This is a genomic window from Sphingomonas sp. P3_C6 (assembly GCF_056402595.1).
Map to the genome: position 1 here is coordinate 40,365 of NZ_JBFUHB010000001.1, position 16,529 is coordinate 56,893.

Annotated in this window: 14 protein-coding genes; 4 read left to right on the forward strand and 10 right to left on the reverse strand. The window is 63.3% G+C overall.

Annotated features, from left to right (window positions below; genetic code table 11):
* The first annotated feature begins 3 nt into the window (after positions 1-3).
* On the forward strand, positions 4-906 hold the full coding sequence (locus AC1DT7_RS00190; RefSeq protein ID WP_478033409.1) for a 2-hydroxyacid dehydrogenase: 903 nt from the start codon (positions 4-6) through the stop codon (positions 904-906).
* Positions 907-1,108: 202 nt separating this feature from the next.
* Here AC1DT7_RS00190 and ruvA read toward each other — a convergent pair whose 3' ends face one another.
* From ruvA to AC1DT7_RS00215, 5 genes are all read right to left on the reverse strand, one after another.
* Positions 1,109-1,699, reverse strand: coding sequence for a Holliday junction branch migration protein RuvA (gene ruvA, locus AC1DT7_RS00195; RefSeq protein WP_478033410.1), 591 nt, complete (start codon positions 1,697-1,699; stop codon positions 1,109-1,111).
* 97 nt (positions 1,700-1,796) lie between these two features.
* Positions 1,797-2,285 (reverse strand): crossover junction endodeoxyribonuclease RuvC, encoded by a 489-nt coding sequence (ruvC, locus tag AC1DT7_RS00200; RefSeq protein ID WP_478033411.1) that lies wholly within the window; start codon positions 2,283-2,285, stop codon positions 1,797-1,799.
* A gap of 127 nt (positions 2,286-2,412) precedes the next feature.
* Positions 2,413-3,156: a YebC/PmpR family DNA-binding transcriptional regulator gene (locus AC1DT7_RS00205; RefSeq protein WP_478033413.1), complete on the reverse strand. Its 744-nt coding sequence runs from the start codon at positions 3,154-3,156 to the stop codon at positions 2,413-2,415.
* Positions 3,157-3,300: 144 nt separating this feature from the next.
* Complete coding sequence (locus AC1DT7_RS00210) at positions 3,301-3,540, reverse strand: DUF2312 domain-containing protein (protein WP_478033414.1); 240 nt, start codon at positions 3,538-3,540, stop codon at positions 3,301-3,303.
* A 73-nt stretch (positions 3,541-3,613) separates the two neighbouring features.
* Positions 3,614-3,910 (reverse strand): DUF1244 domain-containing protein, encoded by a 297-nt coding sequence (locus tag AC1DT7_RS00215; protein ID WP_478033415.1) that lies wholly within the window; start codon positions 3,908-3,910, stop codon positions 3,614-3,616.
* A 74-nt stretch (positions 3,911-3,984) separates the two neighbouring features.
* On the opposite strand from AC1DT7_RS00215, the gene pyk reads away from it, so the two are divergent.
* Positions 3,985-5,442, forward strand: coding sequence for a pyruvate kinase (gene pyk / locus AC1DT7_RS00220; protein WP_478033416.1), 1,458 nt, complete (start codon positions 3,985-3,987; stop codon positions 5,440-5,442).
* A gap of 70 nt (positions 5,443-5,512) precedes the next feature.
* Here the strand turns inward: pyk and AC1DT7_RS00225 are convergent, their stop codons facing one another.
* Genes AC1DT7_RS00225 through ykgO form a run of 4 tightly spaced genes read right to left on the reverse strand, consistent with a single transcriptional unit; the run spans position 5,513 to position 6,969 of the window.
* A complete protein-coding gene (locus AC1DT7_RS00225) occupies positions 5,513-5,902 on the reverse strand; it encodes a type II toxin-antitoxin system VapC family toxin (protein WP_478033418.1) in 390 nt (129 codons plus the stop codon).
* A complete protein-coding gene (locus tag AC1DT7_RS00230) occupies positions 5,899-6,195 on the reverse strand; it encodes a type II toxin-antitoxin system Phd/YefM family antitoxin (RefSeq protein WP_478033419.1) in 297 nt (98 codons plus the stop codon). The genes AC1DT7_RS00225 and AC1DT7_RS00230 overlap by 4 nt, the downstream gene beginning before the upstream one ends.
* A gap of 32 nt (positions 6,196-6,227) precedes the next feature.
* Positions 6,228-6,842: an HAD family hydrolase gene (locus AC1DT7_RS00235; protein WP_478033420.1), complete on the reverse strand. Its 615-nt coding sequence runs from the start codon at positions 6,840-6,842 to the stop codon at positions 6,228-6,230.
* A gap of 1 nt (position 6,843) precedes the next feature.
* Positions 6,844-6,969, reverse strand: a complete 126-nt coding sequence (ykgO, locus tag AC1DT7_RS00240) for a type B 50S ribosomal protein L36 (protein ID WP_004210176.1) — start codon at positions 6,967-6,969, stop codon at positions 6,844-6,846.
* A 164-nt stretch (positions 6,970-7,133) separates the two neighbouring features.
* On the opposite strand from ykgO, the gene AC1DT7_RS00245 reads away from it, so the two are divergent.
* Positions 7,134-7,757: a DUF4136 domain-containing protein gene (locus tag AC1DT7_RS00245; protein WP_478033422.1), complete on the forward strand. Its 624-nt coding sequence runs from the start codon at positions 7,134-7,136 to the stop codon at positions 7,755-7,757.
* On the forward strand, positions 7,754-8,872 hold the full coding sequence (locus tag AC1DT7_RS00250; RefSeq protein WP_478033423.1) for a M14 family metallopeptidase: 1,119 nt from the start codon (positions 7,754-7,756) through the stop codon (positions 8,870-8,872). The genes AC1DT7_RS00245 and AC1DT7_RS00250 overlap by 4 nt, the downstream gene beginning before the upstream one ends.
* A gap of 2,649 nt (positions 8,873-11,521) precedes the next feature.
* On the opposite strand, the gene AC1DT7_RS00255 is transcribed toward AC1DT7_RS00250, so the two are convergent.
* Entirely contained in the window at positions 11,522-16,300 is a 4,779-nt protein-coding gene (locus tag AC1DT7_RS00255; protein WP_478033424.1) for a glycosyltransferase, read from the reverse strand.
* Positions 16,301-16,529 lie beyond the last annotated feature (229 nt).

Consider the following 16,529-nt stretch of genomic DNA (forward strand, 5'->3'; position numbering starts at 1 on the left):
CCAATGAGCGATCTTCCCGACCTGTATCTTCCCGCCCTGATGGCCGGCCCCCTGATGGACGAGCTGTCCAAACGCTTCGTCGTGCACCGCGAGAACCCACCGCCTACGACGCGCGCGATCGTCGGCGGGGGATCGGTGGTGGTCGACCGGGCGCTGCTCGACCGGCTGCCGGCGCTGGAGATCGTGTCGGTCAACGGCGTCGGCTATGAGCGGATCGATCTCGACGCGGTGCGCGCGCGCGGCGTGCGGGTGACGACGACGCTCGACATCCTGACCGACGATGTGGCCGATCTCGCCATCGGGCTGATGCTCGCGGTCGACCGGCGCCTTGCCGTCAACGACCGGGTGGTGCGCGCCGGCGGCTGGAACGTGCCGCTCGCGCGGCGATCGAGCGGGCGGCGCATCGGCATCTTCGGCTTCGGCACGATCGGCCAGGCGATCGCCAGGCGCGCGGCCGTGTTCGCCAGCGAGGTGCTCTACACCGCCCGGCACGAGCGGCCGGAGTCGGGCTATCGCTTCGTGCCCGATATCGGCGCGCTGGCCGAGGCGTGCGACACGCTGATCCTGATCGCGCCCGGCGGCGACGCGACGCGCAACATCGTCGATGCCGACGTGCTGGCGAAGCTCGGCAGCAATGGCGTCCTGATCAACGTCGCGCGCGGCAGTCTGGTCGACGAGCCGGCGCTGATCGCGGCGCTGGCCGACGGCACCATCGCCGGCGCCGGCCTCGACGTGTTCGCCGACGAACCGCATGTACCCGAAGCGCTCAGGGAGATGGATCAGGTCGTGCTGATCCCGCACCAGGGCAGCGCCACGGTGGAAAGCCGCAGCGAGATGGCCGCGCTGGTGCTGGCCAATCTCGACGCGCATTTCGCCGGCAAGCCGCTGCTCACGCCGATCGCCTGAGAACCTTGCTGCTTCCCCGGCGGAGGCTGGGGTCCAGTTAGGAAGGCTCGCGTGATTGAAGCGGTACGCCAGATTATCTGCCTCCGCCGGGGAAGCAAGCAAGGTCCGCTTACCTCGCAATGCGTGACGCCCGGCTCAAACTCGGTCAGGAAGTCCCGTCGAAGTCGTCATATTTGGCGACCTCATGGTGTTCGCCGGCGTCCTACTTTGCCGCCTTGCGCAGCGCGAGACGTACCAGCGCATCGAGGCCCACGCCGGCGCCGAGCTCTTCCTCCGCCGCGGCGACCGCCGCGCTCGCCTCGGCCGGGCGGAAGCCGAGGTTGAGCATCGCCGAGATCGCATCGGCGCTCGCGCTGCCCACCGCGACCGGGGTCGCACCGCCGATCGCGACGCCACCGATCTTGTCCTTGAGCTCGCGCACGATCCGTTCGGCGAGTTTCGGGCCGACGCCGTTGGCGCGGGCGACCATCGCCTTGTCCTGCGCGGCAATGGCGCGGCTGAGATCGGCCGGGTCTAACGCCGACAGGATCGCCAGCGCCACGCGCGCGCCGACACCCTGCACGCCGGTGAGCAGGCGGAACCAGTCGCGCTCGCTGGCGGTGGCGAAGCCGACCAGGCGAATGAAATCCTCCGCCACCAGCATCTCGGTGTGGAGCATCGCCGCCTCGCCGACCGGTCCGATCGCCGCCAGGGTTTTCGAGGATGCGCCGACCAGATAACCGACACCGCCGACGTCGATCACGGCATGGTCGATACCGAGGGAGTCGAGGCGGCCTTTGAGATGAGCGATCATAAATACCCAATAGGGGAAATTTCCCGCGCCCGTCATCCCCGCGAAAACGGCAACGCGTACGTTCCGTTACCCTATCCGGTAAGTTCTACCGGCTCCGTTAGTTCGGAATGCGCCGCGCGCTCGCCACATGATGCGCATGGCAGATCGCCACCGCCAGCGCATCGGCCGCGTCGGGGCCGTCGATCTTCACCCCCGGCAGCAGCCGGGCGATCATCGCATGGACCTGCGCCTTTTCCGCCGCGCCAGTGCCGACCACCGCCTTCTTGACCAGCCGTGCGGCATATTCGCCGACATCGATCCCGGTCCGCGCCACCGCGCACAATACGACGCCGCGCGCCTGGCCGAGCTTCAGGGTGGATTGCGGGTTGGCGTTGACGAACACTTCCTCGACCGCGGCGCTGTCGGGCGCATGATCGACGATCAGCGCGCCGAGCATCATGTCGAGATGGGCGAGCCGGCGCGGCAGGGTGGCGGCGCTGTCGGTCTTCAGCCGGCCGTTGCCGAGATGCGACAGGCGATTGCCCTCGGCGCGGATCAGGCCCCAACCGGTCGTACCGAGACCCGGATCGAGGCCGAGAATGATCACTTCTGCCTCCCCTCCCGTTTACGGGAGGGGACCGAGGGGTGGGCGCCCGGCCACCTCAAGCGGCCCGTTTGAGGAGAGCGCGAGCCCACCCCGACCCCTCCCGCAAGCGGGAGGGGCTTGAAGAAGATCAACCCAGCTTCTCCATCACCGCGTCGGAGACTTCGTAATTGCCCCACACGGTCTGCACATCGTCGTCATCGTCGAGCGTGTCGATCAGCTTGAACAGCAGGCCGGCATCGTCCTCGCCGACATCGACCATGGTCTGCGGCTTCCAGGCGAGCTTGGCGCCCTCCGGTTCGCCGAGCACCGGGGTGATCGCCTTGACCACCTCGTGCAGCGCCTCGTTGGAGGTCCAGATCTCATGGCCCTCGTCGCTCGATTCGACGTCCTCGGCGCCCGCTTCCAGCGCTGCCTCGAACACCTTTTCGGCATCGCCGGCGCTGGCCGGGTAGGAGATCAGGCCCATCCGGTCGAAGCCATGGCTGACGGAGCCGCTGGCACCGAGATTACCGCCATTCTTCGACACCGCGGTGCGCACGTTGGTGGCGGTGCGGTTGCGGTTGTCGGTCAGCGCCTCGATGATCAGCGAAACGCCGCCGGGGCCGAAACCCTCATAGCGGACCTCTTCGTAATTCTCCCCGTCGCCCCGCGCGGCCTTATCCACCGCGCGCTGGATATTGTCCTTGGGCATCGACTGCGCCTTGGCGGCGTTGATCGCCGCGCGCAGCCGCGGGTTCATGTCCGGATCGGGCGTGCCCATCTTCGCCGCCACGGTGATTTCGCGGCTCAGTTTGGAAAAGGCGGCGGACCGTTTCTTGTCCTGCGCACCCTTGCGGTACATGATGTTCTTATATTTGGAATGGCCTGCCATGGGACGTCCTGAAATCTGACCGTTTGGGCCCGGCCTGTCGAAGCCTGCCCTTTGCTGTACCCGAGGTAGAAGAAAGAACGGTCCTTCGACAAGGCTCTCCCGAACGATGTCGAGGGACTCGGGACAAAACGGGAAAGGGGTGGCTCAGTCGATACCGAGCGCCTGCTTGTAGGTTTCGAGCAGCATCTCGGCCTCGTCGCGGTGATGCTTCTCCATCTTGCGCAGCCGTACGATCGCGCGGATCGTCTTGGTGTCGAAGCCGTTCGACTTGCACTCGGCATAGACATCCTTGATGTCGTCCGCGATGCCCTTTTTCTCTTCCTCGAGCCGCTCAATGCGCTCGATGAAGAGGCGAAGCTGGTCGGCGGCGATCACGTCGCTCATGAAATAGTCCCCGGATGTGATTCGTTGGAAAGGGCGCGGCTTTAGGACAGCCGGGCGGCCTCGTCACGCATCTTCACGCATTCTTCGCGACGCTCTCCGCCATACGCGCGAGCTGCTCTTGTGTCGCCTCGCCCTGATGCGCCGCCTTCCACTGCGCATAGGGCATGCCATAGATCGCCTCGCGCGCCGCCTCCTTGTCGAGCGCGCCGCCCGATGCTTCCTGAATCCAGTCGGACAGGCAATTGCGGCAGAATCCGGCAAGCCCCATCAGATCGACATTCTGCGCGTCGCTGCGGTGGCGCAGATGCCGGACGAGCCGGCGGAAGGCGTCCGCCGCCACGGAATCATCGATCGTCTCCAAATCGGCCATTTTACGCGCTCCCAGGTTGATCCGCGGGAGATAGGGGTTAGAGCCGACCGCGCACAAGCCGAGGAACGCGCGTCATGAGCAAGGCCATCAGCCCCCGATCGCGAAAGGTGCGTGTGCTCGCGACGCTCGGGCCCGCCAGCAGCACCGCCGAGATGATCGGCAAATTGTTCGAAGCCGGCGCGGACGCCTTCCGCGTCAATATGAGCCATGGCGACCAGGCGTCGAAGGTCGCGGTGATCGAGGCGATCCGCAGCCTCGAGAAGAAATATGGCCGGCCGACCACGATCCTGGCCGACCTCCAGGGCCCCAAGCTGCGCGTCGGCAAGTTCGAGGGCGGCAGGACGGTGCTGGAAACCGGCGCCACCTTCATCCTCGACCGCGACAAGACGCCGGGCGATTCGACCCGCGTCGAGCTGCCCCACCGTGAGATTTTCGAGGCGATCGAGCCGGGCGCCCGCCTGCTGCTCGACGACGGCAAGCTGGTGCTGCGCGTGCTCGAACATGACGCCGACCGCATCACCACTTTGGTGGTGGTCGGCGGCGCGCTGTCCAACAACAAGGGGCTGAACGTGCCGGACGTGGTCGTGCCGATGGCGGCGCTGACCGTGAAGGACCGCAGCGACCTGGCCTTTGCGATCGACCAGGGCGTCGACTGGATCGCGCTCAGTTTCGTCCAGCGGCCCGAGGATCTGGCCGAGGCGCGCAAGCTCATCCAGGGCAAGGCGGCCCTGATGGCGAAGATCGAGAAGCCTTCGGCGATCGAGCGACTCGAGGAGATCGTCGAGCAATGCGACGGCGTGATGGTCGCGCGCGGCGATCTCGGCGTCGAGCTGCCGCCCGAATCGGTGCCGCCGCTGCAAAAGCGTATCGTCGAGACGGCCCGCCGGCTCGGCCGCCCGGTCGTCGTCGCGACGCAGATGCTCGAATCGATGATCACCGCGCCGACGCCGACCCGCGCCGAAGTGTCGGACGTCGCGACCGCCATCTATGACGGTGCCGATGCGATCATGCTCTCGGCCGAAAGCGCGGCGGGGGCGTGGCCGATCGAATCGGTCGCGATGATGAACGCCATCGGCAATGCGGTCGAGCGCGACCCGATGCACGGCGACCGAATCCACTTCACGGTGACGCGGCCCGACCCGACCACGGCCGACGCGATCGCCGAGGCTGCCAAGAACATCGCCGCCACGGTCGATGCCGCCGCGATCATCTGCTTCACCAGCTCGGGCTCGACCGCGCGCCGCGTCGCGCGCGAGCGGCCATCGGTCCCGCTGATGGTGCTGACCCCCAAGCTGGAGACCGCGCGGCGGCTCGGCCTGCTCTGGGGCACGCATGCGGTGCACACCCGCGACGTCGAATCCTTCGAGGACATGGTCGCCAAGGCCAAGCGCATGGCGCTGCGCCACAATATCGCCAAGGCCGGCGACCGGCTGATCATCATCGCCGGCGTGCCCTTCCGCACGCCGGGATCGACCAATGTGCTTCATGTGGTCCGGGTGATCGGCGACGAGCTGAAGGGCTATTCGCACTAGGCGTCAGGCCAAAGCGATTTCGAAACAGGTGGAATCACCTGCCGGCTCGGAAATCGCCGTAAACAGATATCTAGAGCGTCAGCGCCAAGGGGTGATCGATCAGCAGCCGGTCACGGGTAAGGAGGCTGGCGCCAAGCTCCTGCGCCTGGATCAGCAGGATTTCGTCAAACGGATCCCGGTGCTGTGTCGGGTGCCTTAGCGACGCACTCGCCTGATCTGGCGTCAGTGCCACAATGTCGATTCCCAGAATATCGAGTCCGGTTCGAATCTCGACGGGGTCAGCCGGCCCCTTTCTCCCGCCAGAAGGCGTCACCCGGTCCCATTTCAGACGCAGCTCCCAGAGCGAAATCGCCGATACGAGGGGATCATTTGCTTCGATCGCCGCCAATTCCGCTGGCCTCAAAACGCTTGGATCCCGCACGAGCCAAAGCGCGATATGCGTATCGAGCAACAATGTCATTGCGGTTCGACGTCGGGATTCTCGTCAAGCATCAGTATCTTACGGCTATGTTCCGGATCGTTGAGATCCTCGGGCCACATCTCCTCCGCCGTGAGCCTGCCCCAGCCTCGATCCTTTCGAAAGCGTTCGAGCGATGTCCAGTCCAGCGCTTTCCTGGCCGGTGCCGGGCCAAGCTCCGCCACCGCGACGCCGTGCTTGGTAATCGTCACGCGTTCACCACGTTCAACGGCGGCGAGTGCCCGCGCGAACTGCGCACGCGCTTCTCGAACGGACATTTCCATGGCGGCCTCCAACCTGTGTACCTTGTGTACACAAACTGCAGGATTCAGGCAAGAAGGCCGAGCTTTACCAGATCGCGACGCAGCGTCGGCGCATCCGCAAAGACAAGCCCATGAATGCCGACCTCGTTCGCGGCCGCGACATTGTCCTCGCGGTCGTCGATGAACACCGCCTCGTCCGGCTTCAGCCCGAAACGGTCGAGCGCGAGGTGGTAGATGGCGTGGTCCGGCTTCACCAGCCGCTCGTCGCCCGAGACGACGATATCGCGGAACCGGTCGAAGATCGCGGCTTCGCGCGCGCGGAAGGGCCGCCAGAACTCGCCGGAAAAATTGGTGATGGCGAACAGGGGTATGCCGGCCGCGTCGATTTCCTCGACGAGGTCGCCCATGCCGGGCAGCAAGCCGGGGATCGTGTCGCTGAAGCGCGGCCCCCACAGGGCGATCATCTCCGCATAGTCCGGGTACAGCGCACTCAGCTCCGCCGATGTCTCGGCGAAGGGGCGGCCCAGATCATGCTGGAAATGCCATTCCTTGGTCGCGACATCGCGCAGGAATGCATCGAGCGCCCGATCGTCTTCGATCAGGCGCTCGTATAGGAACCTGGGGTTCCAGTCATACAGGACGTTGCCGACGTCGAAGACGACGGCAATCGGCCGGCGCACTTTAGCCCTGGCGGGCCTTGAAGCGGCGGTTCGTCTTGTTGATGACGTAGGTGCGCCCACGGCGGCGGATCACGCGGTTGTCGCGGTGACGGCCCTTGAGCGACTTCAGTGAATTGCGGATCTTCATGATCGATTCGCTTCTTTGATTCTCGGGATTGGAAAAGAGGCGCCCGCATATGGACGAGAGTGTCCCAAGTCAACCCGCGCGACACGGAACCCGGAAGCGCCTATCGAGCGTTATCGGCTTGTGCGTTACAGTGACGCAACGATCTGTTCGAAGGATACGACAGGATGACGGCGGCACGGACATTGCTCATCGCACTCGCGGCAACCGGTCTGGCAGGGGGTCTTGGGGGATGTGCCGCCTCCACCGTCAGCGGCCCCGTGCAGGTCACGCGCTTCCATCTCGGCGCCCCGCTGGAGCGCGGTACCGTCACGGTCGAGCCGATGCCGGGCGGCGGGCCGGCGAGCCTCGAATTCGCGACCTATGCCTCGGCGGTCGAGGCGGAGCTGGTCAGGTCGGGATATACGGCGGCCTCCGCCGATACGCGCGGCCAGTATCTCGCGGTGGTCGGCTTCACGCGCACCACGATCGAGGGGCCACCCAAGCCCCCGCCCTTCAGCATCGGCCTTGGCGGCGGATCCTATAGCGGTGGTCGTGGCGGCGGCGTCGGGATCGGCGGTGGCGTCTCCTTCCCGGTCGGCAAGGCCAAGTCGCGCTATGTCGTCGCGACCGAGATGTCGGTGCAGATCCGCCGGCGCAGCGACGGCACCGTCATCTGGGAGGGCCGCGCCCAGACCCATGCCGACGACAAGGCGCCCGAGGCTCAGGCAAACGTCGCGGCGGGCAAATTGGCGCACGCCTTGTTCCTGGGGTTCCCCGGCGAATCCGGCCGTTCTATCACCGTCAAATGAGCATTCAGATCAACGCCGCCTTCGATGGCGGCAACATCCGCCTGGTCGCCATTGCCGGCGACCGAATCGACCTGGAGATCGCGCAGGATCACCAGTCGGACTTTTTCCAGTGGTTCTATTTCCGCGTCGCCGGGGCGAAGGGGCGCAAGCTGACCTGTCGCATCCTCAATGCGGGGTCCTCCGCCTATCCGTTCGGCTGGCCCGGCTACAAGGCACGCGTCTCGACCGACCGGATCGACTGGCGCATGATCGAGACGCGCTATGCCGATGGCGTGCTGGAGTTCGACTGGGAGGGTGACAGCGAACTGGTCTGGTTCGCCTATTTCGCACCCTACACCATGGAGCGCCACGATTCGCTGGTCGCCGCGACCGCGCTCCAACCCGGCGTCACCCACCGCCAGCTCGGCCAGTCGCTGGACGGCCGCGCGATCGATTATTTTCGCATCGGCGAGGGGCCGAAGCAGGTGTGGCTCTATGGCCGCCAGCATCCCGGCGAATCCATGGCCGAATGGTGGATGGAAGGCGCGCTGGAGCGGCTGACCGATCCCGACGACGACGTGACGGCCGCCTTGCTCGCCAAGGCGACCTTCCATGTCGTGCCGAACATGAACCCGGACGGGTCGTTCCGCGGCCATCTGCGCACCAATGCCGCGGGCGTGAACCTCAACCGCGAATGGCATGCGCCGACGCCCGAGAAGAGCCCCGAAGTGCTGTGCGTGCGCAATGCGATGGACGAAACCGGCGTCGCCTTCGCGATGGACGTGCATGGCGACGAGGCGATCCCCGCCAATTTCCTCGCCGGCTTCGAGGGCATTCCGGGCTGGACCGATGCGATGGGCGAGAAATTCTACGACTATGCCCGCCGCCTCGCCGCTCATACGCCCGATTTCCAGGTCGAGAAGGGCTATGAGAAATCGAGCCCGGGCAAGGCGAACCTCAGCATGTCGACCAACCAGGTCGCCGAGCGTTTCGGCGCGGTGGCGATGACGCTGGAAATGCCGTTCAAGGATCACGATCCGAACGCCGACCCCGAATTCGGCTGGTCGCCGGAACGCAGCAAGCAGCTCGGGCATAGCTGCCTCGAAGTGCTGGCCGAGGTGATCGACACGATCTGAGGCTGGCTCGGAAACCGGTATAGCCGCTGAGGCTGTCTCTGCCGACGTGGTGGAGGCTGTAGCGCCTGTTCGGAATCGTCACCCCGGACTTGTGTGAGTCCGGGTAGATCAAACCCTGGTGGTCAAGACCTGACGCTTGGCTCCCATCGTGACCATGGGCAGAGACCGGGTTGGGGTGGAGAGCAGAACGGCTGCTTTGGGGCCATAAGCCAGCATTTTGCCCATTCGTTTATATTTTAGTGCCGCAGCCCGGCAGTGCGGAGGGTGTGGACGCTGACCATCGCAATGGCATTGCAGAGGTCAGGGGTTCGATCCCCTGTGGCTCCACTAACGTCACGTGACTGTGATATAACGGTTTCCTATACCGTCGGAGTTGAGGATAGGCCGCAAGGCCGCGTTTTAGGATCACAGTGGGATCACGAGCTCCCGCTGATCAGCATCGAGCGTCGACGGTTTCACAGGCTCGACAGGGCGCGTGCGCTCGGTCGCACAGGACTGCGCCGCCAATCATCGAATAGAAGAATCGGCCCTGATGAGACCGTCAGCGGTCAGCTACGCGTTGACGCGCCGACTTCGCGCTAACGCAACACTCCAATGACCTGATGCTCAGTAACCGGCTTCGTCGAATCGTTCGGCCCCGTCTCACGAGCTAACTTACCAGTGGCATGACCTCTATGAGCACGTCAAAAGGAGGGGAAGGACCGGCTTCGCCGACCGTAAATCGCGTTACCGCTAGAATGACTAAAGATAACGCCACCCCTCATAGCGACCCGGCCTTCCTCAAAACGATATGCAGACAATAACAAACGTCCGAGGAGAGGCGTTGCCTTCATTTTGCAGGGACGGTTCTTAGCCTCCTGTAGCACCAGCACCACGCTATCGAGATAGCAATTACAAGCAAAACCCGGCCCCATATAAAAGCTTCGGCGATTTCCTTTGGCGGCACCTGTCGTGAGCCGTTCGTCCAGCCAAGGACATCGTCTTCGGTCGGGAAAGAACTTATCACCCCAGCCAAACAAAAAAGCCCTATCCCAAACCAACCGAGGTGAGAAGCTAATTTAATTTTGAATAAATTGCCAGCTATCCCGCCTATTAACAACATCGGCACCGCTACCCTGACCCATAATGCTAGCGGCCCTATGTTTAGCACCTCGGAATTAAACGATACGACTATGGCAACGCACAAAAAGGCTAAAATGTAATACAATATTTTGTGTCTTTCATTTTGCACCGCGCCATTCCCGTACATGATCTACAGTATCATTATGTTTCAGCGACACGTGCAACAACCCCTTTTCTCGACCGGGTCACGGAATTCACTGATGACTAGAATTGAGGGGTTGTTGCACATGCCACCGAAACGCTCCACAGCCTGCAATTTAGAGGCGGCCGAACATCTATCAAGAGGCAATGCCTTTTGCGGATCAGGCGAGAGCTAATTATTATTCGAGCGAATATTCCCAACCCTGGAGAACGTCCACGTCAAAGATATCAATATCCCTACTAATACTCCAAATCGCAACAGCAGATATACCCAATTTACGAAATGCGGTGCAGATGTCGGCGGGCCACCCGCCCCTCCAAACGTGTAGTCCTCATCAGGCAAGGATATCGCACTGATGCAGAGGCAAAACATGAATACGCCAAACCAGCCTACTGGTCGCAGAACTTTGATAGAAAACGCTCCACTGACGAAGCACATTATCAACAGCGACGATGTTAATATTTTCATCCACGGGATAATATTGGTAGATACTAGCGTCTCAACGTTAATAGAAATTAATGCCATAACTATTGTAACAAATAATAGTATCCTTAGACGATTTCTCGACATATTCACCTGCTCATTTATACCAGTTCATTTAAATAGAGGCCTTGGCGTAAATGTGGATCCGAGGCGGGAGCTCCTTGGACGTCTCGCACCGACTGCCTGATTTCGTCCCTGACAATTTCTTGGGTGCGCGCTTTTTGGAGCCGGCGTGGCTCTCCGAGTGCGGCTATCGAAATGCGGGGAGCGTGTCATTGTAGCCGTTTAGCAACTCATTAAAGTCAGACCGAGACATATTCGCCGATGTGAGTATTGCGGTGCCGCTCTTTAAAGCGAGAGTGACATATCTATACTTCATAGCATCAAAATAATATGATGCGATACAGCCGTCGATGGCTCTGATATTATTGCTTGGGAAAGTGCTGCGAGTTTTTTTGCAAAGGTCCTGCAGGGCGTCCGCCTGCTTCTCGTTCGTCGAAAATATCCATACCCGAGGAGATTCAAGAGCTAGAAGGGAAGGCTCGGCTGTCATTCGCCTGATGTCAATTTCACGTGCGCCGGGCATCATCGCCAGAAGCTCTCTCGCTTCCTGGGATCGAGCCTCCGAAAGGTGGATATACCCCAATGCGGCTCCGATTGACGCCAAAGCGAAAGTGGCCGCGATCAACCATTTTCTCATTTGGCTATACCTGCGCGAATAGGGAACGAGCCGGAGGTGCCGCACCATAGCGAGCGCCCATGACGAATATCCGCCATCATTCCCTCAATCAGATCGCGGATTTCGGTGACACGTGCAACAACCCCTTTTCTCGGCCGGGCCACGGAATTCACTGATGGCCAGAATTGAGGGGTTGTTGCACATGTTACCGAAACGCTCCCGACTATAGTGTTCCAAATTCATCGACTAGGGCGCGCGCCGCCGCATCCCAGGTCAGGACCGACGAGAGATCTTTCCTGAGCTGCTCGGCCCGCGCGAACGCGGCGTCACGATCCTCCAGGACGATTTTCATCTGCTTTGCCCATTCAGCAGCGACAGCCGCCTCGGACCTTCCTTCCACCTCGCAGACCGCGCGCCGGGCGCTCTCGGGATCGATCACCGCGACGATCTTGGGATCGCGGTACAACATCTCGGCAAGCCCACTCTCAGCCGTCATCAGCACCGGGACACCCGCGGCGATCGCCTCGAGCGCGACCAGCCCGAAACCTTCCTTTTTGGACGGCATCAACAGCAATGATGCGCCGTTGAGATCGGCCGCCAGCGACCAGTCCTCGGTGGTAAAGAAACGAGGCTTCACGAAGGTCCGGAGGCTCTCTTCGTCGACAATCCCGCTACATTGCTGCTCGAACTTGTCCTTGTCGAACCCGCGCATGACGAGGTCCGGCTTTTGCCAAGGATACAGCGCGGGATCACTCCGCACGAGCGCCGTTGCGTCGAACGCCAGTTGCGCGCCCTTAAGCGGGGCATGCTCAAACCGGCCTTGGAACAGGAACATGACCGACAATGGCGGCGTCTTCGCACTGGCCGGTGGCGGCCCCAGGCCCGGCCGCAATTGCGCGGTGGGCGGGGATGCGCCGAGCTTGTCGGCGATCTCCCGATAGATGCGCGGTCCGACCCCGATCACCAGATCCGCCTGCTTGCATTGCTTGAGCTGGATGTCGGCCTTGTCGGCGCCCTTGGCGGCGCTCCGGTAGAGGTTTGACGACTTGTGGACCTCGATCTCGTCAGGGATCGTGTGGACGAAATGGACGTTCGGCACGCTCAGGATGCGCTTGGCAATGTGGTGCGCGGCCGGTCCCGTGATATGGTCATGCCCGATCACAAACTCGGCGCCGGTCGCCGCCAGCGCATCAGCCGGGACCAGGAAAAGTCGACCCGTTCCCTCGACGCCGGGTTCGATGGGACACGTCAATAGCCGGACACCACGAGAATCCGCCTCGGCCCGCTCTGCGTCGCTGGCATCGAGGACCAGGCACGAGACCGTGTGACCATTCTTGGCAAGCGCGATGCACAGGTCCCGGTTCAGGGTCGACAGGCCGCCATGCGCCGAGTTCCATTCCGTCGCGACGCTGAGGATATTTAGCGACTGGAGGGGGTCGGCCGGGGCCAGGGAAATATCGACGGACGGCGCCGTCAGCTCTATTTCGGGCTGTAAGGAGGCACCACTGGCGAGGAGATCCAAGGCAGCCGCCTCAAGTTCACTTTTCACGCTTCGAACCGGCAGCGTCACGCCATAGGAGGCGATCGTGCGAAGCACATTGCCCGGCGACGGCGACCGCCACGCCTGGAGTTGGAACGCCGCCTCGGCGTCCACCAGGCGCGATTTGAGCCAGAGCTGCCCGGGGAGCTGCGTGGCCAAGTCGCGAACCACATCCACTGCGGCCGAGGTCCCCAGCTGGACCAGGCGATCGAGGACGGCACGGTGCGTCCCCTGTATCCGGTCGGCCGGACCGAGCCAGCGCGCGCCACCATCCCGGTCCTCGGGCGGCGGGGGAAAATTCGCCTCGATCCATAGATAGAGGTCGCGAAGCTCCGCCGCAGTGAAATCCGCGATCGGGAACGATCCCATCGCGTGCAGCGTGTGTGCTTCCAAGAAGATCGCGCGCGCGCGCTGCGGTTCGCTGGCATCGAGCCTGACCAGATGGGGCCAGGCGTCGCTCGGAAACCTGAACAAGAATTCGCCGGCCAGGCTGTTGACCCCGGCCTCGTCGAGGACGGGGAGCTCGTCGGTGTCGTCGCCGGACATCGCCGCGACGACGGCGCTGCGGACCATCGCATAATTTCGCCGGACGAGGAACCGGAGCAGCTCGAGGCGCGGGGCTGGTGGCGTCTTCGGGCGTATCGTAACCTTCCAGAGCAGGGTCGCGATACGCTCATCATAAGCGCGCTCCAGCCGGTCCAGCGTCTCGCTAAGGGACTTCTCCGCTGCTGACCGGATCAGCAGGCGTGCCAGCATGGCGAGGAACGGGCGCTGGGCCATTTGATAGGCCCGGACGACCAGTTCGGCCCGGATCCTGCTGCCCAGCTGGTCGTCATTGGCCGGGGTAGCCAGGATGGCGTGCGCCCAACGCCCCCAGACCACCGGATCGAGCGCCTCGAAGCGATCGGGCGCTTGGAGCAGCAATAGGCGGAAGGCGCGATACGCCGCCATGGCGGGTCGATGCAGCGTATTGGTGCCCAGCCAGTCACGCTGGGGCGGCTTGTCCTGGGTCAGATAGGCTTCGGCCCAGTCGATCACGGCCAGGTGCTGGGCCGGGGTCAGCAACCGCCATAGCTCTTGGTCGGCCAAGTCGGTCGAGAACTCGTCTCCCCGGAAACGGCCATGGTCGTTCGCGAAGAAGAGCAGGTTGAATTCCCACCATTCGTCGACATGCGCCCGCGCCAGGCGCTTTGCCGCTTCGTCCTTGAGGTCGAAGGCGGGCTGGTCCTGGGCAGCGGGTTCCTGCCGCTCGCGCCGGCTAAACCGCGCGAGCGAGCTTTCAAGATCCGTGGTGAACCGGAGCGTCAGGGCGTCGGCGAGCTCCTTGTTCGTCTCCGCCGCCAGCCAGACATCGTCGTGACCCGCGATCCCGTCGACATGAACGAGCGCGACGATCGCCTCGATAAGTCTTCCGACCGGCAGGGTCCGGTCGTCGGCATGCAATTGCTGCAGCAGCCAGGGCATGTCGCCCGGTACGAGCAACGGCCAGCGACCATAGATCGACAGCTGGGCGGCCCTGCCTTCCTCTCCCTGTCGCCCGAGGACGATTTCCGCCAGCCGTCGTCGGTACGCGGCGTTTCCGGACCGGAAGGTATCGACGAACGCACCGAACTCGCTCGAATGGACGAGCCGGGGGGCTTCATAGCCATTGGCGGCAACGCTAAATGCCGCGAACACCTCGATCACCCGACTGTCCGCCGCGTTCCGCCAAGCCGCCGAAAGCATGGTGGCAAGCAGCTTACGGCTGAGAAGATCGTCGTCGTCATCTTCCCGGGACACCCGGTCCCTGACCCATTGGACCGCCTTCACCGATTCCTCGGGTGACAAGGTCAGCTCGAGATAGTGCTGGAACCGCCAATAACCGCCGATCAGGTTCGATCGTTTCCGCGGCGTCAGGGCCTGAAGCAATTCCCCGAAGCTGATCAGGCCCGGCCAGAGGGCGGCAAGCGACCAGCCCCTGAGTTCGTCGTCCTCATCGGCGGGATCGCCGGGAAACGCGAGCGGCTTCAGCTTCGCTCTCGTCTCGGCCGTGCCCAAGTCCCCCAGCGCGATCACGGCCTGGGCGCGCAGATGAACCTGTTCGTCGGGATCGAGCGCCATCGACACCAGGTCGTCGGCCAGCGACTTCTCGTCGCACTCGTCGGCGATCCGGATGGCAACCCGGCGCGCTATCGGCGAATGGTCTTTATCCACCAGATAGGGGAGCAGGTCGTCGCGAAGCCCGGGGTGGCGCAGCTTCGAATATTTGCGGCGCAGATTCCAGTCGTTATCGAAAAGCCGGCCGTGATCGAAGTCGTCAAGAAGCTGCCTGACGAGGTTCGAGCGGTCCCCGTCGCTCGCGGCCGCGATGTCGCTGCCCAAGAGGATGATGGGCTGCCGGGATAGCAGCGCCTTGAAGAAATCCCCCCGCATGCTCGCGACCCACGCCGCGACTTCGTGGAGCTGCGGTGGGATACGTTGGTCGGGATCCTGCGCGCTGCCGAGGAATTCGAGCAGTTGATCGGACGAGAGGCCACGCTCCACAAGGTAGTAAGCAGCGAGGAATTCCGAGAATGTGCGATGCACCCAGGTGAACTTCGTATCGCTCACCGGCACGAACAGCGCTGTCCTGAGCAGCTCGACGATCTCGGGTTCGCCGACCCTGAAGCCTTCGCCCGCGATCGCCTCGACACCCCCCGCGATCTCGGCGACGAGAACCGAGTCGGGGTCGCTGGAACCCGCACTGATGCCGACCGAGACCGAACCGGAGAAGGTTGTCGCCGCGGCGATCCTGGCCGCTACGAGCAGCCGGGAACCGGTGTCGAGGCGCCCGACCAGCCCGTTGCGCCGCCGCAGCTCGTTTGCTTCCTCGAGCAGCGCCAATATACCGCGATGATAGAGCGGGACCTGCCCGGTCGGCACGTCGCCCGACTGCTCGTAGATGCTGAGCAGGAGGCGGAGCGTGATCGGCCGCCGCGTCAGCGCATCTGCATTGTCGAGCTTTTCCAGAATATCCTGCCAGTCCGGCGATGAAATCCCGGCCTGCTCGGCAGCCTGTTCGGCGTCCTCGGGCTCGAGTTCTTCGAGCTGGACGATCTCGACCCCGTCGCCGAACAGCGACCTCAGCACCGTGGACCGGCTGTCCGGCCACTCGGCGGCGCGGCAACTGATCCTGACTTTCAGACGGTCGAGACGGTCCTGCTTTTCAACCGCGGGCATCGGCGTGAGATCGGCCAAGACGACGCGAAACGACTCGTCCAGCGCCGCGATGAGATCGCCCTGCTCGATGACCGCCTCGTCCAGCCCGTCGAGATGGATCGCCCATTCGCTGCCACCGGCCCAAGCCTTTCGGCCGGGACTTTCTTGAAGGCGCCGCTCCAGTTCAGCTCGCGCCGGCACGAGCCCCAGCGATATAAAGTCCGAATATTCGCCGAGCTCCCGCGCCAGCCTGGCTAGAACCATCATTTCGGTTGTTTTGCCCATGCCGGGCAGCCCCAGCATCACAACGCAGGGCGTCTGGCTCAATTCGACAGTTGTACGTCGGACGGGTGGATTCGTACCTGCCGTAGCGGACCGATCCCCGGGCCTCGCGATGATCCAATAGCGCGTCCAAGGCAGGGGGGCGATCATCTTGGCTCCCCGATAGGCGAAGAATGGCGTTCGCCGCTAGATGTCCGAAGGGTAGATTTGCATCCTGAATGGTGGCGATCCG

Excerpts from the sequence above, each read along its gene's own strand:
- pyk (WP_478033416.1), top strand. The coding sequence starts at position 3,985 with ATGAGCAAGGCCATCAGCCCCCGATCGCGAAAGGTGCGTGTGCTCGCG.
- AC1DT7_RS00215 (WP_478033415.1), bottom strand. The coding sequence starts at position 3,910 with ATGGCCGATTTGGAGACGATCGATGATTCCGTGGCGGCGGACGCCTTC.
- ykgO (WP_004210176.1), bottom strand. The coding sequence starts at position 6,969 with ATGAAGATCCGCAATTCACTGAAGTCGCTCAAGGGCCGTCACCGCGAC.
- ruvA (WP_478033410.1), bottom strand. The coding sequence starts at position 1,699 with ATGATCGCTCATCTCAAAGGCCGCCTCGACTCCCTCGGTATCGACCAT.
- AC1DT7_RS00250 (WP_478033423.1), top strand. The coding sequence starts at position 7,754 with ATGAGCATTCAGATCAACGCCGCCTTCGATGGCGGCAACATCCGCCTG.
- AC1DT7_RS00190 (WP_478033409.1), top strand. The coding sequence starts at position 4 with ATGAGCGATCTTCCCGACCTGTATCTTCCCGCCCTGATGGCCGGCCCC.
- AC1DT7_RS00225 (WP_478033418.1), bottom strand. The coding sequence starts at position 5,902 with ATGACATTGTTGCTCGATACGCATATCGCGCTTTGGCTCGTGCGGGAT.
- AC1DT7_RS00245 (WP_478033422.1), top strand. The coding sequence starts at position 7,134 with ATGACGGCGGCACGGACATTGCTCATCGCACTCGCGGCAACCGGTCTG.
- AC1DT7_RS00210 (WP_478033414.1), bottom strand. The coding sequence starts at position 3,540 with ATGAGCGACGTGATCGCCGCCGACCAGCTTCGCCTCTTCATCGAGCGC.
- AC1DT7_RS00255 (WP_478033424.1), bottom strand. The coding sequence starts at position 16,300 with ATGGGCAAAACAACCGAAATGATGGTTCTAGCCAGGCTGGCGCGGGAG.
- AC1DT7_RS00205 (WP_478033413.1), bottom strand. The coding sequence starts at position 3,156 with ATGGCAGGCCATTCCAAATATAAGAACATCATGTACCGCAAGGGTGCG.